Genomic DNA, 24,069 nt, shown 5'->3' with positions numbered 1-24,069 from the left:
CGTACTGTATCGTAATGGTGTGGAGACAATGACTTGGCCCGAATCGTTGCGGGTCGCGCAGGTGCGGGTGGCTCGGCCGACGGATCGGCTCGACGAAGTGGTGCGCTTCTACGTCGAAGGCCTCGGGCTGCGGGAGCTGTATCGGTTCGAGAATCACGCGGGATACGACGGCGTGATGCTCGGCCTCCCCGGAACCGACTATCACCTGGAATTCACCACCCACATCGACGGCAGCCCCGGTACCGCGCCGAGTGCGGAGAATCTGCTGGTGCTCTACTTCGAGACCGATACGCAGATGTTCGACGCGGCACAGCGACTCGGAGAGTTCGGGGTCGAGCCGGTGCCCGCCGAGAATCCGTACTGGGCAGCCAACGGGGGCTTGGCTTTTCCGGACCCTGACGGCTGGATCGTCATGTTGATGCCGCGGCCGGTGTTCTGATGGCCGGACGGACACGAGAAGACCGCATCGACGCGGCGGTCCTGGTAGCGACCCGGGAAGTGCTGGACGACACCGGCTATGCCGAGCTGTCCATCGGTCGGGTGGCGGCCCGATCGGGAATCCACCGGCCGGCGATCTATCGCCGCTGGCCGTCGAAACGGCACCTGGTCGTCGCCGTGGTTGCCGAATTGCTCGGACTGCACCCCACTCCCGATACCGGTGACCTACGCGCAGATCTCACCATGTCCCTGCGCCAACTCGTGGCCGCCCTGCGCGATACTTCCCTCGATCGGGTGTTGCCCGCGTTGGTCGCCGACCTGGGCAATGACCCCGAACTGCGTGAACACTTCCTCGCCACGGTCTTCGAGCCGCGCCGGGACTCGACCGCCGCCACGCTGCGCTCGGCAATGGCGCGCGGCGAGGTGGACCCCGGCATAGACCTGGATTTCGTACTCGACACGGTGGCCGCGCCGATCTATTTCCGAGCCCTCTTCGGCCACCTGCCCTTGGATGACGCACTGGTTGCGTCATCGGTGGAAGCCGTTGTGCGACTGGTCGAGCCGAAGGCGGGGTAATCGTCGTCCGCACCTCCCGGCGTCTCAGCCTCCGATACGTGATTCCGCCCACAGCCGTCAGCCGAGCTGAAGGTGACGGCTAGGCTTCAATGTATCTGAAGCTTGTTGGAGAGGATTTCTTATGACCGACAACGGCGTTACGTTCATCAACGTGCTCGAGGTGCCCGCCGAGCAGGTCGATGCATTCATCGAGCAGTGGCGCGGACGCGCGGCGCTCATGCGCACCGCACCCGGTTTCCGTGATGTCCGGCTACACCGAGCCCTGCTGCCGGACGCGCGATTCCAGCTCGTCAACGTCGCACACTGGGACAGCGTGGAAGCATGTGAGGCCGCCGGAATAAACCAGGCCGTGGTGGCGTCGGTGGACGAGGCGAGGAAGGTCGCGAGTGCTAACCCGGCTCTGTACGAGGTCGTAGCCGAATACCTTTGATCAGCAGGGTGATCCGCTGCGGAATGGCCACGTGACCGGCGACGCGCCTCCTTGCCGATCTCACACAGCCTTGCGGGCTTCGATCAGGAAGCGGGACGAGTGGGCAACGAACGGGCCCTCGTCCTCGATCTTCTCGTGCAGTTCCCGCAATCGATCGCGGTACCCGTCCACGGTGAATCCGGGCACCATCCAGATCACCTTACGCAGGAAGTAGATCACGGCGCCGATGTCGAAGAACTCCATGCGGAGGCGTTCGGCGCGGAGGTCCACAACATTCAGGCCTGCGGCTTGCGCGGTGGCGCGTTCGTTGTCGGGGTGGCGTTTGTGGCGGACGGATTCCGGTTGCGGTCCGAGGAAGAACTCGACGAGTTCGAAAACGCTTGCCGGGCCGACGTGCTGGGCGAAGTAGGTTCCGCCGGGCTCCAGCACACGGGCGATTTCACGCCACCAGACGGTGGCCGGGTGGCGGCTGGTGATCAGGTCGAAGGCGGCGTCGGCGAAGGGGAGTGGGGGTTCGTCGGGGTCGGCGACGACCACGACACCGCGCGGGCGCAGCAGTGCCGTCGCCGCGGCGATATTGGGCGGCCAGGATTCGGTGGCGGCCATGACCGGCGGTAGCTTCGGGGCCTCGGCCAGGACCTCGCCGCCGCCGGTCTGGATGTCGAGAGCCGCGCCGGCCTGCGCCAGGCGCGCGCTCATCAACCGCTGATAGCCCCAGGACGGGCGTTGCTCGGTCGCGCGACCTTCCAGCCAGGTGAAATCCCAGCCGTCCACCGGTACCGACTCGGCCTCGGTCATCAGGTCCTCGAATGTTCGCCCCATCAGCGAATCATCCTCCTCCAGTGCACCGCAGGCCAGCGAGTTCGAGTGGCATGTTCCGAACTGAGCTCCCAGCAACCTCCCAGCCGGGACGCAGCCGGGCCCCAGCGGCGCCGCAGAGCGTGGTCCTATGACCGAAATCGTTGCCGTCGCCGAGACGGCGGAAATCACGGACACCACGTCGGCGGCACCTGTGCTCGACGTGGTCGTCCCGGTGTACAACGAAGAAACCGACCTCGGTGTGTGCGTGCGTCGACTGCACGAATTCCTGGCGTCGGGCTTTCCGTTTCCCGCCAGGATCACCATCGCCGACAATGCGAGTACCGATGCCACACCGCAGGTCGCGCGACTGCTGGCCGAGGAGCTCGACGATGTCGAGGTAGTACACCTGACCGTGAAGGGGCGTGGGCGAGCGCTGCGGGCGGCGTGGGAGCGTTCCGACGCCGCCGTCGTGGCCTACATGGATGTGGACCTGTCCACGGACCTGAACGCTCTGCTCCCACTCGTGGCGCCGCTGGTGTCCGGCCACTCGGATCTAGCCATCGGCACTCGTCTCGACGCCGCGTCGCGGGTGGTGCGCGGACCCAAACGTGAGGTCATTTCCCGCTACTACCGAATGTCGGCTAGTGCGCTGCCCTTCAGGGCGGTGGTGAAGGCGGACGCGGGAGGGCCGCCATGGCCCGAGCGTGCCCTGAACTGGAGGTTCCTGCTGCTCGATGTACTGGCGCAGCACTGAAATCGGGGCACTGCCTACCGATCCGGCGAAGTAGGAACCCGACCAGAGTCGTTATGCTCGTCAGTAGTGACGCACCAGCTCGGGGGAACTCTTGGCGCATCCGCCGCGACGACACACCTTTGAGGGAGTTCACCAGCCGCGACAGGGCAACTTTGGGTGGGTAGTTCACCAGCAGGTGGGCGCGGTTGGTTTCGCCGTTGAACTCGACCAACTCGACTTCGAAGTCTTCGCAGACGGCGCGCACGATCTGCCCATCCGCGTCAGATGTCGGTCGGTGTACACGCGATGCCGGTATTTCGTGACGAAATCCAAATGCGGGTTCAGCACGAAAACGCAGTGTCTACCGGTGCGGATGTCGCCATATTCGGTGATAGACCATTGGTATTATCAGGGTGTGCAGCTTCGGTACAACTTCCGCTTGTATCCCACTGTGGGGCAGCAGCGGTCGTTGGCGAAGGCATTCGGATGCGCGCGAGTGGTGTACAACGACGCATTACGGGCACGGCAGGATGCGTTCGAGGCTGGGCGGCGGGTGAGCGACACTGAGTTGTCGAAACGGTTGACCGAAGCCAAGAGCACCCCTGAGCGGGAATGGCTCGGGGAAGTGTCGGCGGTGGTTCTTCAGCAGGCGCTCGCCGATCTGAACACCGCCTACCGGAACTTCTTTGCGTCGGTAACCGGGAAGCGGAAAGGCGCGAAGGTGGCGCTACCGCGGTTCCGTTCCCGCAAGGACAATCGGCAGTCGATCCGGTTCACGAAGAACGCCCGATTCGCGGTGAGTTCCGGCCGGAAGCTTCGGCTGCCGAAGATCGGCGATGTTGTGGTCCGCTGGTCTCGGGATCTGCCGTCGGATCCGTCGAGCGTGACGATCGTGAAGGACGCGGCGGGACGGTATTTTGCGTCGTTCGTGGTCCAGGTGAACGACGACCCGCTTGCGCCAGTTGATTCCGAGGTGGGTCTCGACCTGGGCCTGACGACCTTCGCGGTTCTGTCGGACGGCAAGACGATCGTCGCGCCCCGGTTCCTGCGGCAAGCCGAACGCCGGTTGCGTAAGGCGCAACAGTCGCTGTCGCGCAAGGAGAAAGGCTCGGCGAACCGGGCCCGGGCGCGTATTATAGTCGCGAAGGCGCACGCGAAAGTGGCCGATACACGCAAGGATTGGGGCCACAAACAGTCCACGATGATCATCCGCGGCAACCAAGCGGTGTACGTCGAGGATTTGTGTGTGAGAGGTCTTGCGCGCACGAGGTTGGCGAAGTCGGTCCACGACGCCGGGTGGGGCGTGTTCACCCGCATGCTCGAAGAGAAGGCCAACCGTTACGGCCGGACCTTCGGCAAGGTGAATCGCTGGTTCCCGTCGTCGCAGATGTGTTCGGTATGTGCAGCGATCGACGGGCCGAAGCCACTGTCGGTGCGCCAGTGGATGTGCGCCTGTGGCGCCACTCACGACCGCGATCTGAACGCGGCGATCAACATCCTCGCGGCGGGACGCGCCGAGAGATTAAACGCCTGCGGAGGGACCGTAAGTCTTTCCGCCTAGCGGGAAGCGAGTCCCTGTGAAACAGGAACCCACCGAGAGCACCGGTCAGGGCGCTGGTAGGAATCTCCGGCCTTCAGGCCGGAGAGGACGTCAAAACCTCCTGCTGAAAGCTGGTCGTCGGTGTCCTGGCAGCGGTTCGCCACGGTGATTCCGATGCCTACGAAACCGGCGATTGGTGCCGCTGTGCTGGCAGGGATCGTCGCGTTGTCCGGGCCGGTGGCCTACACCGTCGACACGCTGAACTCGGCACATACCGGGCCGATTCCGACCGCTGGACCGGAAACAGGTGGGATGGGCGGTCCCGTCGGAATGCGGTTCGGTGACGGTGGGCGGCCTGGTATGCCACCCGGAGCCGGTGGCGGCGCAGTGACTCCCGGGTCGGATGGCACCTCCGACGGCAGTGGCTCGACAGGGCGTGGGAAGGCGGGGCAGCCTTCGGATGACGGTGCACCAGCTGGGCAGCTTTCGCCCGACGGCGCACCGACGGATCAACCTCCGACCGACGACGCATCGACCGGGCAGCTCCCGCCTGACGGGACGCAGAACGGCCAACCCCCGACCGACGGTGCATCGACCGGGCAGCTCCCGACCACCGGCGCGACAGCGGGGCAACCCTCCGGCCGTGACGGATCCGGCGGCATGGGTGGTGGCCCCGGCGGCGGCGTGATGGGTTCGAGCGAACCGGGCGACGAATTGGTCGCTCTGCTCGAGCAAGACGGCGCGACCTACACCTGGGCAGCGGCAACCGTCAGCTCCAACAGCGCCGCCGGGTATCAGCTGGCGACCGAATTACCGGTGATGCCGATCGGCGGATTCAACGGCAGTGATCCCTCGCCGACGCTGGAGCAGTTCCAGCAGTACGTGGCCGAAGGCCAGATCCACTACTTCCTCGGCGGCAACCGCGGCGGCCCGAGCTCCGAGGACTCGGAAAGCTCACGCATCACGGCATGGGCGCAGACGGTCTTCACCGCCACCGAAGTGGACGGGGTGACGGTGTACGACCTCACCGCGCACAGCTGACCGAGCAGTCGAACGCCCCGGAACCCACACGGGTCCGGGGTGTTCGGCAATCCGCCCGCATGGGGTCGCCCCAGCTGCCGATGCCTGGCTCGCCGGTCACCCGATGGATCGAGGGCATTCGGCGAATCCATTGCCTGCACCGGCACCGGCCGGCCGCCGACCCACCGACGGGCGCCCGGCTTCGAGCTGCTGCTGCGGAGTCTGGTTGTCGCCGCCCCGCCCATACTTTGCGCTCGGCCGACCCGCCTTCGAAGGATGCTTCCCACCTGCGCTAGGAGACCGGCAACCGCGCGAAGATGATCAGCGTGGTGCGAGAGTCACCGGCAGCGCCGAGGGCGAAAGTACGAAATCCCGATTAGAGGCCCGCACAACGTAATCCGGGTCCGGCGTCGGCTTCCACCGAGCGAAGAACGCCGCTGAGGCGAGGGTGATCTCCAGCATTGCGAAATGATCACCCAAGCACCGGCGTCGCCCCACACCGAACGACAGACTCGACTTCTTGTCGATCTCCTCGGCGCGGGCCGGGGACCAGCGGTCGGGGTCGAAGGCTTCGGGGTTGGGGTAGTAACGCTTGTCGTGCTGGACCATGTACGGGCTGAACATGACGGCGGTCCCGTCGGGGATGGTCACGCCGCCGATGGTGACGTCGCCCTCGGCGGTAGCGGCGCTGATCCACGGGCCCCAGAACCGAATCGTCTCGGAGACGACCTGTTTGAGGTAGGGCAGCGCGTTGATGTGCTCGGCGCGCACCTGTCCGGAACCGACGACGTCGTCGAGTTCACGGTAGAGGCGTTCGGCGACCTCGGGCCTGCGCATCACCTCATGCCACAGCCAGCCCGCCAGCGACGCCATCGAGCCGACACCGCCCGCCAGCATGAGGATCGCCTCGTCGATGATGTGCTCGTCGGACAGTGTGGCGCCGGTTTCCTCGTCGCGGTGCCGGATCAACGCCGACACCACATCGTTGAAATCCTCGTCGAGGCGCCGGTATTCGGCGATCACATCGCCGATGGCGCCGCGCAGGTGCCGAGACTTGCGCTCCCAGCGCCAGTTCGCGATAACCCGCAGCCTGCGGATCTGCGGCGGCATGGCGGTGCGGATGATCACCTGACTCAGCAGCCACGGCACATTGTCGCGGATCTCGCGCCGCGCCGTATCGCTGAAACTGGCCTTGAACAGCGTGGACGACACGGTGTCGAGCACGAGCCCGTGCGCCTCGTCCATGAGGTTCACCGTGGTGCCCGACGTCAGCCCGGACGACCAGACCTCGGCGATATCGGCTGCGGCCCTGGTGTATTCGGCGAGCCGACTCTGACGTAAGGCGGGCGCGATCATCCTGCGCCGGAGTTTGTGTTCGGCGCCGCGCAACACGTTGACCGATCCGCCTGCGACGTCCTTGATCGCCTCGCGCAGATCCTCGCGATTGAATTCGGCCTCACCCAGCCCTACCTCGCGGACGAGATCGGGAGTGGTGAGCAGGTAGCCGGTCTTCTGGCCGAAATGCATCCGGACGATCGGACCGAGTTCCGACAGGGATGTCACGAAACCCGGTGCGTCACGCAGGGCGCGCAAGCTGTGGCCGACGAGCGGCAGCCCGCCCGGCGCGGTAGGGATATCGGCCAGGCTGCGCGGCATCATCTGCTCGGGGCTCGCCGCAGCCTCGTCGACCGCCTGCCGGTACACCTCGACAACCGCGCCGACCTGATGAGATTGCCGCACACCGTCGCTGTGCTTGGACTGCACGGTGCGCATATCGGCCAGTGCGTCACGATCGCCCGCGAGCCGGGACAGTGTCTCGGCGATCCCCGCAGCCGACGGTCCGGCAGTGCGGATACCGCCGCCGGCGGGGACCGATTCCCCCAGATCGGGATCGCAGTACACGATCGGCAGCCCCATCGCGGTGGCTTCGAGTAGGACCATGCCCTGGGTATCGAAGCCCGACGACGGGAACAGCAGTGCATCCGCCCTTGCCATCGCGCTCGAGCACTCTGCCTGAGTAACCCTGCCGTGCAGCCGGATTCGATCGCCGAGTGCGTGCTCGGCAATGGCTGTCGCGGCGGCATCGCGCTGATCGCCTTCGCCGTAGACGTCGAGCGTGCAGTTCGGGACCGCACGCACCGCCTCGATCGATTCGAGCAGCCGCTTTTCGGCGGACAGTCGCCCGCACCAGATCAGCCGCAACGGGCCGGACTCGGGGCGGGAAAGATCTGCACCGGAACGACTGTCGACCAGCGCGTCGTCGACACCGTTGGACACCACCCGAATCGGTCGCGTCACGCCGTGATCGACGAGCAGATCCGAAAAATGCCTGGTCGGCGCGATCACCCGATCGGCAGCCTGCGCCTGACCGGCGATCGTCCACCAGGCATGCCTGGCCGCACGGCTTTCCGCGCGATGCGGCATGTGATGGCGGTGCGGTACGAAACGTCCGTGCAAGGCTCGCATCAGCAGCGCCGCCGGATAGGGCGCGGGGGAGGTGTGTTCGATGAAGGCGTCGTCGCGGCTCTGTGCGGTGTGCACCAGCGGAAGCCGATGCCGCCGTGCGGCTTTCATACCGGCGATGGCGACTCCATAGGTGGTGTGGGTGTGCACCACGTCGACCGGCCCGCGCGCGGCGAATGCGTCATCGATGAGGCGCGCATTGCGCTTGGTGGGCAGCACCATCGGAAAGCCGTTCACCGCGACCGAGACGGCCTCGAGCTCCACCACGTTCGCCGCAGTGTCCACCGTGGCGCCTGCGAGCGGTGCGACGAACAGCGTGACGCGATGACCTGCGTTTTCGAGCCCGCGACAGAGCGAGTCGACGGCCGTCTGGACACCACCGAGCGTGGCCGGGTGGTAATCCATGAACATCGCGATGTGCACAATGTCACTGTACCGACGCACCACGAGTGAACGCACCACGAAAGAAGCGCGAGTGAAGATTGCCATTCCTCTCACGGGAACCCGTGGCGACGTGCAGCCGATCGTCGCCCTCGGGCGCGAACTCGAAGGTCGCGGGCACGACGTGCTGATCGGCGCCCCACCGAATCTGGTCGACTTCGTCACCGACGCCGGGCTCACCGCACGCGCGTGCGGGCCCGACATTCAACAGCTCTACAGCTCGCCGGAGGGACAACGGGCCTTGGCGGCGGGCAGCACTTTCCGGCTGATGCAGATGGTCGGGAAGCAGATGGCGGGATACGCGGCGCAGATGAATCAGGAAGTCATCGATGTCTGCGCGGATGCCGAACTCATCGTCGCCACCACTGTCACCGAGGACCGCGCGAGTTCGGTGGCCGAAGCGATGGACGTCCCGCTGGTCAGCGTGCATTACTACCCGTGCCGCTACAACAGCCGATACCCGTTTCCCGGCGCGCTACCACCGCACTGGGATCCACCGGCACTGGTCAACCGCACCACCTGGGTGCTGGCCGAAAACCTTCGTCGAGTGGTGTTCGCCCGCTACTTGAACGAATTGCGCGACCGGCTCGGCCTGCCGAAATCATGGGCGAGCACCGCCGCGACGCTCGCACGGGCAGATGTTCCGGAGATCCAGATCTACGATCCGGCGCTGGTGCCGGGACTGGAACAGGAGTGGGGACAGCGGCGCCCGTTCACCGGGTTCCTCACCCTCGACCAGCAGACCCGCGAGGCGGTCGGTGAGCTGGCAGGCGACCACGACGACATCCTGGCCTGGGTCGAGGCCGGCGAGCCGCCGGTGTTCTTCGGATTCGGCAGCATGCCCATCCGCGACACCGCAGCGGTGCTGGCCATGGCGTCGCAGGTATCGGCACGGTTGGGGGTGCGGGCGCTGGTGAGCGTCGGGTGGAGCGATCTCGACGTCGACGCCGAGGTCGGCGAGCACGTCAAGATCGTCGGGCCCTTCGCCCACGACGTCGTCTTTCCGCGTTGCGCGGCGGCCGTTCACCACGGCGGCATCGGGACCCTGTTCGAAAGCCTGCGCGCCGGGCTGCCGACGCTGGTGTGTTCGGTGTCGTTCGAACAGCCCATGTGGGGCGGGCAGGTCGAGCGGCTCGGCGTCGGCGCGCACCTGCGGTTCACGCAGCTCACCGCCGCCCGGCTGGAGGAGAAGCTGCGGTCGGTGCTGACCCCCGAGTGCAAGGCCCGAGCGACGGCGTTCTCGACCACCCTCACCACCGAAGGCGCGAGCGCACGTGCCGCCGACATCATCGAGGCTGCGGGCCGGTGATCGGGCACGTCGTCGCCGATACGGCCACCATGTTCCAGCGCAGCGCCCGCAAAACGCTGCGTAGCCGGGACACGCTGATCATCTCGCTGCTCATGCCGATCCTGATCATGCTGCTGTTCACCTACGTGTTCGGCGGTGCGATCAACGTCGGCGGGCCGTACCTGAACTATGTGGTGCCCGGCATCATGCTGCTCTGCGCCGGCTTCGCCTCCTCCATCACCGCCACTGGCGTCTCCACGGATATGACCAACGGGAGCGTCGACCGATTCCGCACGCTGCCGATGTTTCGCCAGGCGGTACTCGCGGGCCATGTCGCCGAGGGTCTGGCCCGCAATATGGTCGCGATCGGCATCGCGGTGGCGGTTGCTGTCGTGCTCGGGTATCGGCCCGACGCGGGTCCTCTCGGGTGGCTGGCGGCGGCGTTGATGATCGCGCTGTTCGTCACCGCGGTGTGCTGGATCGCGGTCGCGCTCGGTCTGGTCGCCAAGAATCCGGAGGCGGCGGGCGGGCTCACCTACGCGATCATGTTCATTCCCTATATCAGCAGCGCGTTCGTGCAGACCTCCACCATGCCCGGCTGGTTGCGCGGCTTCGCCGAGCATCAGCCTGCGACCCCGGTAGTGGAGACGGTGCGCGGGCTCCTGGACGGCACCGGGGCGGGAAGTCATGCCGGTGCCGCCGTGGCGTGGTGCGTCGGCCTCGGGGCGGTGGGGTTCGTCGGCGCGAGCGTGCAGTTCGCCGCGCTGGCGCGCAGGTGAGCACTCGACGATGTCGAGGGCAGGCAGGCCCGCTTCTGGCCCGATCACCAGGTGTGGCCGGAATCGGCAGGTCGGCGCGGTACGGTTGAGCCTCTATCCGTCCACAGCGTTGTCAGGAGTTTGTCCGCGTTGAATGTCGAACCACCGATCCAGGCCAAGCTGCTGAAGCTCGCCGCCGTCGACGCCGAGCTGACGCGAATCGCCCACCGGCGCACCGTGCTGCCCGAGCAGCAGGAGGTCACGCGGCTGGAAGCCGAGCGCAATGCGCACAAAGACGCCGCGGTGGCCGTGGAGATCGTGCTGGACGACCTGGACCGCGATATTCGCAAACTCGAAGGCGAGATCGAGGCGGTCCGCAAACGCGAGGAACGCGATCGCGGCATGCTGACCTCCGGCTCGGTCGGCGCCAAGCAGCTCTCCGAACTCCAGCACGAGCTCGGCAGCCTGGAGCGGCGCCGCTCGGTGCTCGAGGACGATCTGCTCGAGGTGATGGAGCGGCGCGAGGCGTCCGCGTCCGACCATGACCATGCCGGCGCCCGGCTGAGCAAGGCCGACGACGACCTGGAAACCGCCAAGCGTGCCCGCGACGAGGCAGTGGCCGATCTGGACGTGGCGCAGAACCGCTGCGACAACGATCGCGCCGGTCTGGTGGGAGCGTTCCCGGACGACCTGCTGGCGATCTACGACCGCCAGCGCACCCAGCACGGTGTCGGCGCCGCGCTGCTACAGGCGCGCCGCTGCGGCGCATGCCGGATCGAAATCGATCGCGGGGAGATCGCCCGCATCGCCAAAACCGCACCGGATGTCGTGGTGCGCTGCCCCGAATGCGGCGCGATCATGGTCCGGACCAAAGAGTCCGGTCTCTGAGTTCGGGTTCGTGAGTGCAAGGCGAGGAGGTGGCGGTGGTGTCCGTGCGTGAGGTGATCGTCGAGGCCGACGGCGGCTCCCGCGGCAACCCCGGCCCGGCCGGGTACGGCGCCGTCGTCTTCGACGCCGACCGCGCGGGCGTGCTCGCCGAACGCAAGGAATACCTCGGCGTCGTCACCAACAACGTCGCCGAGTATCGCGGCCTCATCGCCGGCCTGGAAGCCGCCACCGAACTCGGCGCCCGCGAGGTGTCGGTGCGGATGGACTCCAAACTGGTGGTCGAGCAGATGTCGGGCCGCTGGAAGGTCAAGCACGCGGCGATGATCCCACTGGCCGACCGCGCGAAACGACTGGTCGCCGGGTTCGATCGGGTGAGTTTCCAATGGATCCCGCGCAAGGAGAATTCGCACGCCGACCGCCTCGCCAATGAGGCCATGGACGACGGCGGGCTCGTGAATGAGGTCCGCGCCGCCCGCGAAGCCGGACACGCGCCGACGGCCCTTGGCGGGGGTATCGACGCACGTGTCGACCTCACCGACGCCGAGATCCCATCGGCAGCGAGCGGGCCAGAGCTCGAGTCGGCGGCCGAGGCGGGCAGCGATTCGGGACTGGACGCGCGCCGGACCGCGGGCGAATCGATGTCTGCTGGAGGGTCGGCCGGCGAGGACACCGGGTCCGTAGCCGGCGTCGAACGCGATCGGCCGAGCTGGATCGACGAAGTCCGCGAGGCCGCGCGCCCGGATGAACGTCTGGTGACCGCAAAGGAACCGCCTCCGGGCTGGACCGGACTCTCTGGTCGCCCGACCCGATTCCTGCTGCTGCGCCACGGCCAGACCGAACTGTCGATCGAACGCCGATACTCCGGTCGCGGCAATCCACCGCTCACCGCCCTCGGCCGCGAGCAGGCCGCGCGGGCCGCGAAGATGCTGGCCGCCAAAGGCGATATCGCCGCGGTGGTGACTTCACCGCTCGGCCGCGCTCAGGAGACGGCCGACGCCGTTGCCACCGCGCTCGGTATCTCGACGCAGATCTGCGACGGGCTCATCGAAACCGATTTCGGCGACTGGGAGGGGCTGACCTTCGCCGAAGCCGTCGAACGCGATCCGCAGCTGCACTCCGACTGGCTCGGCGATCCATCGCTGCCCGCACCGGGCGGCGAGAGCTTCGACCAGGTGCGCGAGCGGGTGGAGGCGGCGCGGCGCGATCTCGTCGCGCTGTACCCCGGAGCGAATCTCGTTGTCGTGAGCCATGTCACACCGATCAAGACGCTGCTGCAGCTCGCACTCGGTGTCGGTCCGTCGTTGCTCTACCGGCTGCATCTGGACCTGGCGTCGCTGTCTATCGCCGAGTTCTACCCCGACGGCGGGTCCTCGGTACGACTGGTCAACGATACGAGCTACCTATAAATCTCGCCCGGCAACTGATGTGCCGTGCCCTCACGCGGTGCGGCGAGTTGTTTTGGAGGATTGGTTAACGCCCAGCGTGTGCGGCGAATCCTGCCGAACTCCAACGTAATTGCGCCTGGCGACAACATTCGTGCGCGAATCATAGTTGCATTGGTCGAATTTAGAGGATCGCGGTACGCTTCGGATCGGTCAGGCACAGGCGTCCCGCACGGCCTGCCTGACCGGGGAAGGGTGTCGGTTTCCCGGTCAGCGCTGTCGGGGGTGACGATCGGCGAGTAACACTGCTCACCAGCGGTTTCGAGGGAAGAATCCGTTCTGCGCCGCCTATCGGTCTATGAGAGTGCAGGTTCGATGAGCAGTCCGATCAAGGTAGTTGTGCTAGGGGCGGGGATCGGCGGACTCACCACCGCCGCCGCATTGCGACATGCCGGGTTCGGGGTCGAGCTCTACGAGGCGGGTCCCGAGCTGCGGGCCCAAGGATTCGGTCTTTCGGTACAGGCCAATGGGATCAACGCACTGCGCAGCCTCGATCTGGGCATCGACACCGAACTGCTCGAACGCGGTGGCCGCGTCGAAACCTTCCAGTTCCGCAAGCCGGAGGGCACCCTGATCCGGGAGCTGCCCGTCTACAAGCTCGATGCCGGCCTCGGCGCGCCCGCGGTCGCGCTGCATCGCGCCGATCTGCATACCGCGCTGGTGCGCGCGATCGGCGATACGCCGACGTTCACCGGTGCGCAAGCCACCCGTTTCATCGATGACGGTGACCGCGTCCGAGTCGAGTTCGCCGACGGCCGCGAAGCCGAAGGTGATCTGCTGGTCGGCGCCGATGGCATTCACTCGATGGTGCGCGCGCAGCTGCACGGTCGTTCCGAGCCGCGCCCCGGCAATTTCGTGTGCTGGCTGGCCTGCGTCCCGTTCGAGCATCCGCGTGTCCCGCGCGGCGCGTCCGCCCACTACTGGGGCACCGGAATGCGTTTCGGCATCCACGACATCGGCCACGGCCGGGTCTACTGGTGGGGCACCATGACCATGCCGGGCGAGGAAGCCGCCAACTGGCAAGGCACCAAGGACGACCTGCTGCGACTGTATGCGGGCTGGGCGCCGGAGGTGCGCGCCTGCATCGAGCAGACCGAATGGTCCGACGTGCTGGCCGTACCCGCACAGGACCGTCCGCCGCTGGCCGAACTCGGTCGCGGCCGAGTCACCCTGCTCGGCGATGCCGCGCATCCGATGCTGCCCAGTCTGGGACAGGGTGCCAACTCCGCGATCGAAGATGCCGTGGTGCTGGCGAATACGCTGGCCAACTCGCTGGATCCGGTGTCCGGGCTGCGTCGCTACGAGCAGTTGCGCGCCGACCGCAGCGCCATGTTCGTCAACGGTTCGGCACAGCTGGCCAAGGTCGAGCAGACCGATAACGACAAGGCTGTCGCGGTGCGCGACACCTACTTCCGGCGTGCGCCCGAAGCGTTCTTCCTGACCAACTTGGCCAAGCCCATGGGTTTCCCCGAGCTGGGCGGACCGAGCGCCGACCTGCCGCGCGCGCTGTCGCCGATGGAGCGCTGGCACTGGATCGCCGATCAGCTGGCGCCGCTGCACATTCTGTCGCGGGTGCGGGTGCACGGCACCGTCACCGCCGAGCAGATCCGGGCGGGCCTGGACGAAGTGCAGCGCCGACATCCGCTGCTGCGGGTGGCCATCGCCGCGAATCAGGACGGCACCGAACCGAAGTTCGTTCCGACCGACAACCCGCTTCCGCTGCGTGTGGTCGAATCCGCCGACCCGAACGCCTGGCTGTCCGAGACGGATGAGGTCGAGTTGCGCGAGCCGTTCGACTGGCGGCAGGGCCCGCTGGCCCGCGCGGTACTGATCACCGACCCGGCCGGTGAGACCGCCGATCTGGTGGTCACCATGCACTACTCGATCGCCGACGGCGAATCGGCGATGACCGTGGCCAAGCAGATCCTGCAGGTCGCCGCGGGTGAGGCGAACGAGCTGCCGCCGAGCCCGGTCCGTCCGGGTCCGGAGCAGCTGTTCCCGGCGAAGTATCGGGGCGGCAGCGGAACTCGCAAGATGATCGGCGCGCAGGTGCGTGATCAGCTGGCTCAGCTGCGCAGGCCGCGACGGCTGGCACCGACCACCTTGGTGCCGCCTGCTCAGCGGCGCAGCCGGGTCGTGCACCGTTCGCTCGACGGCGACCGGCTCGACGCACTGCTGGCCGGTTGTGCCTCGCGCGGGGTGAGCCTGCAGTCGGTCATGTCGGCGGCGCTGCTGGTCGGGGCGGCCAGGGAAGCGGGCACCACGGGTGCGGCGCCGTACACGGTGGGTAGCTCGGTGAACTTCCGTTCGCACCTCGACGGTGTGGTCTCCGACGCCGAAGTCGGCTCCTACCAGGGCATGATCGCCACCATGGCGAATTATGCGCCGTGGGCGTCGCTGTGGCAGCTGGCCGAGGAGATCGACAGCGCCTACCGCGCGCGGATGGCGCGTCGCGACCATATGTCGGCGTTGAACCTGCTGCAGGCGGTCGGCCCGAAGTCGGTGGCGGCCAGTGCTTCGACGGTGAAGCTGATGGACAGCCGCGGCCCCGGCCACCTGTGCATGACCTACCTGGGACAGTACGACGTCCCGGACAAGATCGGTGCCTGGCGACTGTCGGAGGCGCAGTTCGTCTCCGGCATGTCGGTGAGCGGCTTCATCATGGCCACGGCCAATGCCACCCACGGTCAGCTGTCGTTCAACGTCGGCTACGTGGAGCCTGCGGTGTCGACCGAACGGGCCGAACTGCTGGCTGACGAGAGCATCCGGGCGCTGCTGTCAGCGATCTGAGACAGATCGTTCACCGCCTGACAACCGCGAGGCGGCCCGGCAGTCCCCGGGCCGTCATCGCCACAACCTTCGATCGATACGGACGACTGCTCTGGCGTACCCGCGTGATCACAGTGCCGTGACCCGCCGACGCCGGCAGCGGGTCCGAACCTGGCCGCACGAGGAGCAACCGTGATTTCCGAGACGACACCGGCGGACGCGGAGGAGTCCGGCCTACCTCGCTGGCCGGTCACCGCCTACCAGCGTGACGTCCTGTCCGCCGCGTTCCGGTTCGCACCGGAGCCGGTGTCTCAGTTGGCCGTGAAGGGCGATGTCGACCGGCCGCTGGATGTGGCGCGGATGCGGGAGGTGCTGCACCGGGCGGTGCGCCGCAATGACGCGCTGCGGTTGCGCTTCGAACTCGTCGACGGTGAGTTCCGGCAGTGGGTCTCCGAGGCCGAACCCGTGCTCGAGCATGTCGATTTCACGGGTGAACCGGATCCGGCCGACGCGTGCGCCCGCTGGATGCGCGCCGCGTCGGCGCAGCCCATCGAGGGTGACGGCAATCTGTCGGTGGCGGTCCTGGTCGATGATCCGGCCGACTTCCACATCTTCATCCGGGTGCTGCACGCCAACGCCGACGGCTGGGCATTGAACATGCTGCTCGCGCACCTGATCCTGGATTTCCTGAGCGGGGACGCGCAGGAGTTCACTCAGCCGCTGCCCTCGTATCACGAGCTGCTCTCGGCCGAGCAGGAGTACCGGTTCTCGGCGGAGTGGAACGCCGACCGTGACGCGCTGCTCGACCATGTGGGTGACGCCGTCCCCGCGTTGTTCACCCGGACGGCGGCACCGACGGCCGCGCGCGGACATCGGGTACTACGCCTGGACAAGCAGTATCTGGACCGGCTGCGCGCCACCGGCACCTCATCGTTCGCCTATTCCGCTGCCGCGCTCGGTGCCTATCTGTGCGCGGTGCACCGCACCGATGAGGTGATGCTCGGTGTGCCGATGCTCAACCGCGACACCCCGGTGGCGATGGCAGCGGGCGGACATGTCACGAACATGCTGCCGGTTCGGGTGCGGGTCGGCGGTGCGCGGACGCTGGCCGAAGTCGCCGCCGATGTGGCGGCCAAGATCAAGGCCCTGAAGAAGCGGCAGCGCTTCGCCTACGGCGATCTGATGCGGGCGCTGGCCGAAGATCCCTCCGCCCCACCGCTGTTCGATGTGTCGTATTCGTATATGCGGTTGCCCTCTTCGGATCATCTGGATCAGATCATGGAGCGGCTGCGGCTGCCCAATGCCGGTTCCTGCCTGCAAGCGCTCAATATCGTCGCCATCGAGCACCAGCGTGACGGCTCGCTGAGTATGCAGCTGATCTATGACCTGGACGTCTTCGACGCCACCTATCCGATCGGCAGCGCCATCGACAGCGTCGCAACCATGATCGAGGCCTCGTTGGCCGATCCGGCACAGCCGGTGTCGGCGCTGCCGTTGCTGGCACCGCGAGCGGCGCACCGGGTCGCGGAGTTCGAGGCGGGGCCGCGTGCGGATTTCCCGTATACGACGCTGGACCGGCTCTTCGCCGATCAGGCAGCCGCGTATCCCGCACGCACGGCCATCATCGCCGCCGACGGGGCACGGCTCGGCTACGCCGAATTGGCCGAGCGGGCCGACGGCTTCGCCGATCAGCTGCTCGAACTCGGCGCCACCGGCAACGAATGTGTGCCCGTCATCCTGCCGCGTTCGCCGCAGATGCTGGTCGCCATGTACGGCATCCTGCGGGCGGGCTGCGCGTATGTGCCCTTGGACCCGGAGTTCCCTGCGACCCGCATCGAGACCGTGCTTGCCGACTGTGGGGCACGATTCGTGGTGGCCGGGCCCGAACATCAGGCGGTGTTCGACCGGCTCGGCGTCACCCGGGTCCAGCCCGGCGAGGTGCGTCCGGTGAGCGTCGAAAACCGGTCACATCCCGCCGATCTCGCCTATCTGATCTACACGTCGGGTTCGACCGGTAAGCCCAAGGGCGTGATGATCGAGCATCGCTCGGTGGTCAACCGATTGAACTGGATGCAGCGGCGGTATCCACTGGGCGTGCAGGATGTCATCCTGCAGAAGACGCCGGCGACCTTCGATGTGTCGGTGTGGGAGCTGTTCTGGTGGGCCGTCACCGGTGCCAGGGTGGCGTTGCTGGAGACCGGCGGCGAACGCGATCCGCGTCGCATCATCGCCGCCATCGAGAACAACGTGGTGACGGTGTTGCACTTTGTGCCGTCGATGCTGGCGGCCTTCGTCGATGAACTGGAGAGCGACCGCGCTGCCGTGGACCGCATCGCCACGTTGCGCCGGGTGTTCTGCAGTGGTGAAGCGCTCCCGCCTGCATTGGTGCGGCGGTTCCACTCACTGTTCGCAGCAGCGGGGGTCGACGCCCCGCAACTGGTGAATCTGTACGGCCCGACCGAAGCGACGGTCGACGTCTCCTACTTCGACTGCCCCGACGGTGACCCGCTCGACGTGGTGCCGATCGGCAGACCCATCGAGAACATCGACCTGCTGGTGCTCGATGAGCACGGCCGCAGGCTGCCGCCCGGTGTGCCCGGTGAACTCAATATCGCCGGTGTGGGTGTGGCGCGCGGTTATCGCGGTCGCGACGAGCTGACCGCCGCATCGTTCGTGCACGACCTGACCGTGCCGGGCCGGCGCCGCTATCGCACCGGTGACCTGGTGCGCTGGCTGCCCGACGGCCAGATCGAATACCTGGGGCGGTTCGACGATCAGGTGAAGGTGCGCGGCAACCGCGTCACGCTCGGCGAAGTACAGAACGCGATGCTCGACTGCGCGGGCGTGCGCGCGGCAGCCGTCGTCGACGAGAAGTCCGCCGAGCAGGGCGTATACCTGGTCGGCTACTACGTCGGCGACACCGATGCCGAGCCGGCGATCGACCGGCTGGCGGCCGAACTCGGCACCCGGCTGCCCAAGTACATGGTGCCGACCCGCCTGGTGCGGGTGGAGCGGATTCCGGTCACCCGCAACGGCAAACTGGATCGGCGCGTATTGGCTCAGGCAGCGGCCGAGCAACAGCAGGCCGAGTCGACCGCCGGTTCGGGGGAGCCGCGTAACGAGGTGGAGGCCGCGCTCGTGCGGGTCTGGTCGGCCACGCTCGGCGTCGACTCGATCGGGGTGCACGACAACTTCTTCACCCACGGCGGTGATTCGATCCTCGCGCTGTCGGTGCGCACCGCCGCCGAACGCGCCGGACTGCGCTTCGACGTCGACACCTTCTACCAGCGTCCGACCATCGCCGAACTCGCGGAGGTGATCGCCGACGGCGTCGAGCGGGCCCCGGAGCCGATCACCGCCCGACTGGCGACGGTGCCGCTGGTCGATCACGCCGCACTGCACCGCGCCGAGGATGCATTCCCGGCCACCGCGTTGCAGCTCGGCATGCTGTTCCACAGCCTCGAACGCGCCGATTCGGTCACCTATAAGGACGTGTTCCGGTACCGGCTGCGTATTCCATGGCAGCAGCGGCAGTTCCGGACGGCCTTCGATCGGTTACTGCGGCGTCAGCCTGCGCTGCGGTCGTCGTTCGAGCTGACGAAGTTCTCGGTGCCGCTGCAGATCGTGCACCCGGAGATCACCGCGGATTACGAGGTCGTCGACCTCACCACTGTCGCGGAAGCCGCTGCTGAACGGCAGGTCGAGGACTACATCCAGGAACGCAGGCACGTCCGCTACACCATCGATAAGGCGCCGCTGCACGCCCTGCGCGTATTCCTGCGTACCCCCGAACCCGCCACCGACACCGTCGCTGTCGATCTGGTGCTCAGCTTCCACCACGCCATCCTCGACGGCTGGAGCGTGGCGACTTCGGTGCTCGAACTGCTGGGTGACTACCTGCACGCACTCGGTGTCCTGGGTACCGGCATCGACGACATCGCACATCCGGCGGCCGCGCTCGCCGAATACGCGCACGCGGAACTGAATGCCACGCAGCGGGATTCGTCGCGCAACTACTGGCGCGAGATGCTCGCCGGTGCCGAGGCGACTGCGTTGACGGCCTTGGCGGCGCATCAGCCGCAACGGTTCGAACCGGCGCGGGCACGGGCGCTGGTGCCGCTGCGGCTCAGCGCGCGGATCGCGGATTTTGCCGCTCGGCACCAGGTTCCGGAGAAATCGGTCTATCTGGCCGCGCATCTGCTTGCGCTGCGGCTGCTGTCCGGACGCGCCGATGTGACCACCGGCGTCATCAGCCACGGCCGCCCCGACCGCGCGGGCGCGGAAAGCCTGGCCGGTCTGTTCCTCAATACGCTGCCGATGCGCCTGGACGCGACCGGGGCGACATGGCGTGAGGCCGTCGATCAGGTGGTGCGCCGCGACCGCGACGCCTACCCGCACCGGCGCTACCCACTGCGTTCGATCATGGCCGACCATGGCGGGCCGGTCTTCGAGACGGCGTTCAATTACGTCAACTACCACCAGTTCCAGGCGATCCTCGGCGCGGACCGGGTGCGGTTGGACGACATCGACATTCGTGAGGAGACCAACTTCCAGCTGCTGGTCACCGCCGCCACCGATCCGCGCGACGGGCGGATGTGGTTGCGCGTCGACGGTGATGGCGCGTTCGGTGCCCAGCAGTGCGAGACTCTCGCGCTGACCGAACTGCGGATGCTCGCGGCGTTGGTGGACAATCCGGACGCAGCGGTCGATCCCGGCGCGGACTGGGTTTCCGGTCGTGCTGTCGGTTCGCTGGTTGCCGAGGTCGCGGCGGTGCGTCCGGCCGATATCGCCATCGCGTCCGACGATGCCGTCTGGACCTACGACGAACTCCTGACGCGCAGCGATGTCATCGCGGCCCGGCTGCTCGCCCAGGGCGTGCGCGCCGGGTCGAAGGTGGCGATCATCGGCCGCAGCACCCCGGAGCTGGTCGCGCTGGTGCTGGCCGTGGCCCGGATCGGCGCGGCGAGCGTCCCGCTGGACGTGCGCTATCCGCGGGCCCGGCTGAACCTGATGATCGAACGGGCTCGACCACATCGGGTGGTCGTCGACGCCGAACACCTCGATCTGGTCGACGATCCCGCGCTGGTGCTCGACACCGCCGAACTCGCCGCCCCGGCCGGACCGTCGGACGCCCCGGCACCGCGTTTCGCGCCCGTGCATCCGGAAACCACGGCATATGTGCTGTTCACTTCCGGCTCCACCGGTGAGCCGAAGGGTGTGGCCATGCCGCATCGAGGGCTGACCGCGTTGGTCGACTGGCAGCTGCGCGCCGATTCCGGTTCAGGACTGTCCAGCACATTGCAGGCGGCGCCGTTGAGCTTCGACGTCGCGTTCCAGGAGCTGTTCACAACGCTGGCGGCCGGAGCGACCCTGCGGGTGAGCGAGCGCGACCTGCGCGCCGATATGGACGATCTGCTCAGCACCGTCGCCGACGAGGAGATCGAACGGGTCTTCCTGCCGTATGTGGCATTGCAGGCGTTCGCGGAGGCGGCATCGGTGCGGCAGATTTATCCGACCGCGTTGAAGGTGCTTGCGTCCTCGGGTGAGCAGCTACGCATCACCGACGAGATCCGGGCGTTGAGCGCTGCGATCCCCGGCCTGCTGCTGGAAAACCAATACGGCCCGACCGAAACCCATGTGGCGACCACCTACACGCTCACGGGTCCGGAGAGCTCGTTCCCCGTGCTGCCGCCCATCGGCCGCGCCGTCGACGGCGACATTGCCGACGTCCTGGACCGTCAGTTGCGGCCGGTGCCTGTGGGTGTCATCGGTGAGCTCTACATCGGTGGCCGGTCCCTGGCACGCGGGTATGAGGCCATGCCGGGCCTCACCGCGCAACGCTTCGTCGCCGCACCGGGCGGTGTGATCCGTTACCGCACCGGTGATCTGGGTGTGCGGCTGCCGTCGGGCGAAATCGTCTGCCTCGGCCGCAGCGACAGCCAGGTCAAGATCCGTGGCTATCGGGTGGAGCCGGCCGAGGTCGAACTGAGCATCCTCGGGCTGGTCGAGCAGTTCCCCGGCCTCACCGAGGCCGCTGTGGTGGCGCGCGGATTCGGCGGCATCGACGGCGCGCTGGTGGCATTCCTGGTCGGTGATGCCGACGCGACCGACCTCACCGCGTTGCGCGCGGAGCTGCGGTCGATCCTGCCCGCGCATATGGTGCCGTCCCGGTTCCAGTGGGTGGCGGCGATGCCGCGCACGCCCAGCGGTAAACGTGACGACCGTGCGCTGCTGGCGTTGCCGGTGGCCGGCGTCGTCGACCAGGCGCAGCCGCATCGGGAGCCGGTCGACGATATCGAGCGCTCGGCGACGGAGCTGCTCGCCGAATACGCCGGATTACCGTCCATGGGCCCCGACGACGATTTCTACGCCATGGGTGGCACCTCGATCGGTGCCATGCGTGTGGTGATGGGGCTGTCGCGGCGCTGGGGTATCGACCTGCCGATGAGCGCGTTCGTCGCCGCGCCCACCGCGTCGGGGTTGGCCGAGCTGATCCGCGCGGGCGATACCCACACCAGCTTCGATCCGCTGGTGCCGATCCAGCCGGAGGGCACGAAACCGCCGCTGTTCCTGGTGCATCCGATCGGTGGCAATGTGCTTTGCTATCTGGCGGTCGCCAAGTACCTGGACTCGGACCGCCCGGTCTACGGGTTGCAGGCCGCTGGCGCCGACACCGGAAGCACGCCGCTGACCTCGGTCGGCGCGATGGCCGACTCCTATATCGCCGCCGTGCGGCGGGTCCACCCGGAAGGCCCTTACCATCTGGCGGGCTGGTCGTTCGGCGGATATGTGGCATTGGAGATGGGGCGCAGGCTGCCCGATCACGAAGTGGCCAGCGTGACGTTGCTCGACACGATGGCGCTGCGGCAGCAGTCGCGCGAGCCGATTCCCGAAGAGAAGCTGATCCGCTGGTTCTTCCTCGAATTGCTCTGGTACGCCCGTGGCAACGAAACCGCACTCGGTGAGTTCGAACCGGACGTGCACGATTCGGCGGAATTGTTCGACGCCATGCTGGCCGAGGCGATCCGCTCCGGCATCCTGCCCGAAGGTAGCCCTGCGCAGTCGATTCGACGGCTGTACGAGGTGTTCCACGCCAACTACACCGCGCTGATCGAGTACCAGCCGTCGGTCTTCGACCGCGATATCACCCTGTTGCGGGCCACCGACGGCATTCCGCGCGGCTTCGATATCGCCCACCAGACCATCGGCACCATGTTCGACAGCCAGAACAACGGCTGGGAGCAGTACGCGGGACGCCGGTTCGAGGTGGTCGCGGTGCCCGGCGATCATCTGCACATGATGACCGAACCGCATGTAGGTGAGGTCGGTATGCAGTTGGACGCGGCGGTGTCGGCGGCCGATCCGGATCTGGATCGGGAGTTCAGTGAAGGAATGCTCGACGTGTGAGCAGGACCGCTGCGGTATGAATGTGCCGCAGTGGTTTTCACTATGTGCAGCGGCTTTCACCGTGTGCGGCGATGGTGAATCTCCGGGCGCGGCACGTGGTGGCCGGGTTCATGCGCGGAAGGTAGGTCGCGATTCGCCGGGGGAGGTCGCGGCCGGGTTTCATAACAGGGCAGTGTCCGGGAACTCGGCGGAGCGGAAGGCCGCTGCGGTGAATTCATCTAGTGGATAGAACAATTCGATGGCCAGCTCGGACAGGGTGACGTCAGCTGGTGCGCCGAAGGTCGCCATGGTCGAGAACATCGACAGCACTCCGGCCGGGGTGTGGACGCGGATCGGAAACTGGAACGGACTCGGCCGTTCGGGTTCGTCGTCATCGGTGGTGTCCGGCACCGGATAGGCGGCGACCTCGTCGTAGAGGGCGCGTAGCTGCGGGTCGCCGGTCGCGCCGACCTGCCGGGCGAGCCGGTCGAGGAACAGTTCGCGCACCTGGTTCGGGCTGGTCAAGCGTGCGGACAAGCCCTGAGGGTGCAGGACGAGCCGGTAGACGTTCGGCGCAGGCGTCAACAGCTGCTCCGGGACGCCGAGCGTGAGGACGCCCATTGCGCGGTTGCCGGTGACCACATTCCACAGCCGGTCCACCACCACGGCCGGATACGGCTCGTGCGCGGTGAGCATCGTGTCCAGCGCGGAACGCACCGCGGAAAGCTCCGCGTCATCGAGGCTGCTTTCCCGATAAGCGGGGGCGAATCCGGCCGCCAGCAGCAGCGTATTTCGTTCGCGCAGCGGCACATCCAGGGTTTCGGACAGCCGCAGGATCATCGCGCGGCTCGGCTGGGCACGGCCGGTCTCCAGATACGAAAGATGCCGAGCGGAGGTATCGGCCGCCAGCGCCAGATCCAGCTGGCTCAGCCGACGACGGTGCCGCCATTCACGTAGTAGACCACCGATCCTCGACGGTGCTGTGAGCTGTGTGGAGGTCATTGCTTGCACGCTAGCCGACCCGATAGAGGTACGGCCATGACCTCTGAGGTTATTGAGCCGATGACCTCGTGGGTTGCACAGTTGTGCCGGAACC

Annotated in this window: 14 protein-coding genes and 2 pseudogenes; 12 read left to right on the top strand and 4 right to left on the bottom strand. The window is 67.1% G+C overall.

From position 1 onward, the window contains the following. Positions 1-28: 28 nt before the first annotated feature. From ACFXNW_RS14015 to ACFXNW_RS14005, 3 genes are all read left to right on the top strand, one after another. Positions 29-439, top strand: a complete 411-nt coding sequence (locus ACFXNW_RS14015; RefSeq protein WP_379418154.1) for a VOC family protein — start codon at positions 29-31, stop codon at positions 437-439. Continuing rightward, on the top strand, positions 439-1,014 hold the full coding sequence (locus ACFXNW_RS14010; RefSeq protein ID WP_379418009.1) for a TetR/AcrR family transcriptional regulator: 576 nt from the start codon (positions 439-441) through the stop codon (positions 1,012-1,014). Before ACFXNW_RS14015 ends, ACFXNW_RS14010 begins: the two co-directional genes overlap by 1 nt. Before the next feature lie 121 nt (positions 1,015-1,135). Further along, a complete protein-coding gene (locus tag ACFXNW_RS14005) occupies positions 1,136-1,444 on the top strand; it encodes an antibiotic biosynthesis monooxygenase family protein (protein WP_379418008.1) in 309 nt (102 codons plus the stop codon). 60 nt (positions 1,445-1,504) lie between these two features. Here ACFXNW_RS14005 and ACFXNW_RS14000 read toward each other — a convergent pair whose 3' ends face one another. Further along, positions 1,505-2,266, bottom strand: a complete 762-nt coding sequence (locus tag ACFXNW_RS14000; RefSeq protein WP_379418007.1) for a class I SAM-dependent methyltransferase — start codon at positions 2,264-2,266, stop codon at positions 1,505-1,507. A gap of 127 nt (positions 2,267-2,393) precedes the next feature. Here ACFXNW_RS14000 and ACFXNW_RS13995 point away from each other — a divergent pair. After that, positions 2,394-2,882: pseudogene (locus ACFXNW_RS13995) on the top strand (glycosyltransferase); the annotation flags it as partial. A gap of 78 nt (positions 2,883-2,960) precedes the next feature. Here the strand turns inward: ACFXNW_RS13995 and tnpA are convergent. Then, positions 2,961-3,371 (bottom strand): annotated as a pseudogene (gene tnpA, locus ACFXNW_RS13990) (IS200/IS605 family transposase); the annotation flags it as partial. Between tnpA and ACFXNW_RS13985 the strand changes: the two are divergent. Further along, positions 3,352-4,539, top strand: a complete 1,188-nt coding sequence (locus ACFXNW_RS13985) for an RNA-guided endonuclease InsQ/TnpB family protein (RefSeq protein WP_379418153.1) — start codon at positions 3,352-3,354, stop codon at positions 4,537-4,539. The pseudogene tnpA and the gene ACFXNW_RS13985 overlap by 20 nt on opposite strands. A 153-nt stretch (positions 4,540-4,692) precedes the next feature. Beyond that, positions 4,693-5,559, top strand: coding sequence for a hypothetical protein (locus tag ACFXNW_RS13980; protein ID WP_379418006.1), 867 nt, complete (start codon positions 4,693-4,695; stop codon positions 5,557-5,559). A 300-nt stretch (positions 5,560-5,859) separates the two neighbouring features. Here ACFXNW_RS13980 and ACFXNW_RS13975 read toward each other — a convergent pair whose 3' ends face one another. Next, on the bottom strand, positions 5,860-8,424 hold the full coding sequence (locus tag ACFXNW_RS13975; protein WP_379418005.1) for a cytochrome P450: 2,565 nt from the start codon (positions 8,422-8,424) through the stop codon (positions 5,860-5,862). Between the two features lie 52 nt (positions 8,425-8,476). On the opposite strand from ACFXNW_RS13975, the gene ACFXNW_RS13970 reads away from it, so the two are divergent. From ACFXNW_RS13970 to ACFXNW_RS13945, 6 genes are all read left to right on the top strand, one after another. Then, positions 8,477-9,751 (top strand): glycosyltransferase, encoded by a 1,275-nt coding sequence (locus ACFXNW_RS13970; RefSeq protein WP_379418004.1) that lies wholly within the window; start codon positions 8,477-8,479, stop codon positions 9,749-9,751. After that, positions 9,748-10,509, top strand: a complete 762-nt coding sequence (locus ACFXNW_RS13965; RefSeq protein WP_379418003.1) for an ABC transporter permease — start codon at positions 9,748-9,750, stop codon at positions 10,507-10,509. The genes ACFXNW_RS13970 and ACFXNW_RS13965 overlap by 4 nt, the downstream gene beginning before the upstream one ends. A gap of 129 nt (positions 10,510-10,638) precedes the next feature. Then, on the top strand, positions 10,639-11,376 hold the full coding sequence (locus ACFXNW_RS13960) for a zinc ribbon domain-containing protein (protein WP_379418002.1): 738 nt from the start codon (positions 10,639-10,641) through the stop codon (positions 11,374-11,376). A 38-nt stretch (positions 11,377-11,414) separates the two neighbouring features. Continuing rightward, positions 11,415-12,782 (top strand): bifunctional RNase H/acid phosphatase, encoded by a 1,368-nt coding sequence (locus ACFXNW_RS13955; RefSeq protein ID WP_379418152.1) that lies wholly within the window; start codon positions 11,415-11,417, stop codon positions 12,780-12,782. Between the two features lie 351 nt (positions 12,783-13,133). Continuing rightward, entirely contained in the window at positions 13,134-15,608 is a 2,475-nt protein-coding gene (locus ACFXNW_RS13950) for an FAD-dependent monooxygenase (RefSeq protein ID WP_379418001.1), read from the top strand. Positions 15,609-15,779: 171 nt separating this feature from the next. Next, entirely contained in the window at positions 15,780-22,994 is a 7,215-nt protein-coding gene (locus tag ACFXNW_RS13945; RefSeq protein WP_379418000.1) for an amino acid adenylation domain-containing protein, read from the top strand. 159 nt (positions 22,995-23,153) lie between these two features. Here the strand turns inward: ACFXNW_RS13945 and ACFXNW_RS13940 are convergent, their stop codons facing one another. Further along, complete coding sequence (locus tag ACFXNW_RS13940) at positions 23,154-23,975, bottom strand: helix-turn-helix domain-containing protein (RefSeq protein WP_379417999.1); 822 nt, start codon at positions 23,973-23,975, stop codon at positions 23,154-23,156. Positions 23,976-24,069: the final 94 nt, after the last annotated feature.

It is taken from the genome of Nocardia sp. NPDC059180, assembly GCF_042754945.1.
Lineage (GTDB): Bacteria > Actinomycetota > Actinomycetes > Mycobacteriales > Mycobacteriaceae > Nocardia.
Note: the sequence above shows the minus strand (reverse complement) of the source record. Positions and strands in the feature narration are given on the sequence as shown.

Bases quoted from the DNA above. Each gene is read 5' to 3' on its own strand.
- ACFXNW_RS14000 (WP_379418007.1), bottom strand. From the start codon at position 2,266: ATGGGGCGAACATTCGAGGACCTGATGACCGAGGCCGAGTCGGTACCG.
- ACFXNW_RS13980 (WP_379418006.1), top strand. From the start codon at position 4,693: ATGCCTACGAAACCGGCGATTGGTGCCGCTGTGCTGGCAGGGATCGTC.
- ACFXNW_RS13940 (WP_379417999.1), bottom strand. From the start codon at position 23,975: ATGACCTCCACACAGCTCACAGCACCGTCGAGGATCGGTGGTCTACTA.
- ACFXNW_RS13985 (WP_379418153.1), top strand. From the start codon at position 3,352: ATGTCGCCATATTCGGTGATAGACCATTGGTATTATCAGGGTGTGCAG.
- ACFXNW_RS14010 (WP_379418009.1), top strand. From the start codon at position 439: ATGGCCGGACGGACACGAGAAGACCGCATCGACGCGGCGGTCCTGGTA.
- ACFXNW_RS14015 (WP_379418154.1), top strand. From the start codon at position 29: ATGACTTGGCCCGAATCGTTGCGGGTCGCGCAGGTGCGGGTGGCTCGG.
- ACFXNW_RS13950 (WP_379418001.1), top strand. From the start codon at position 13,134: ATGAGCAGTCCGATCAAGGTAGTTGTGCTAGGGGCGGGGATCGGCGGA.
- ACFXNW_RS14005 (WP_379418008.1), top strand. From the start codon at position 1,136: ATGACCGACAACGGCGTTACGTTCATCAACGTGCTCGAGGTGCCCGCC.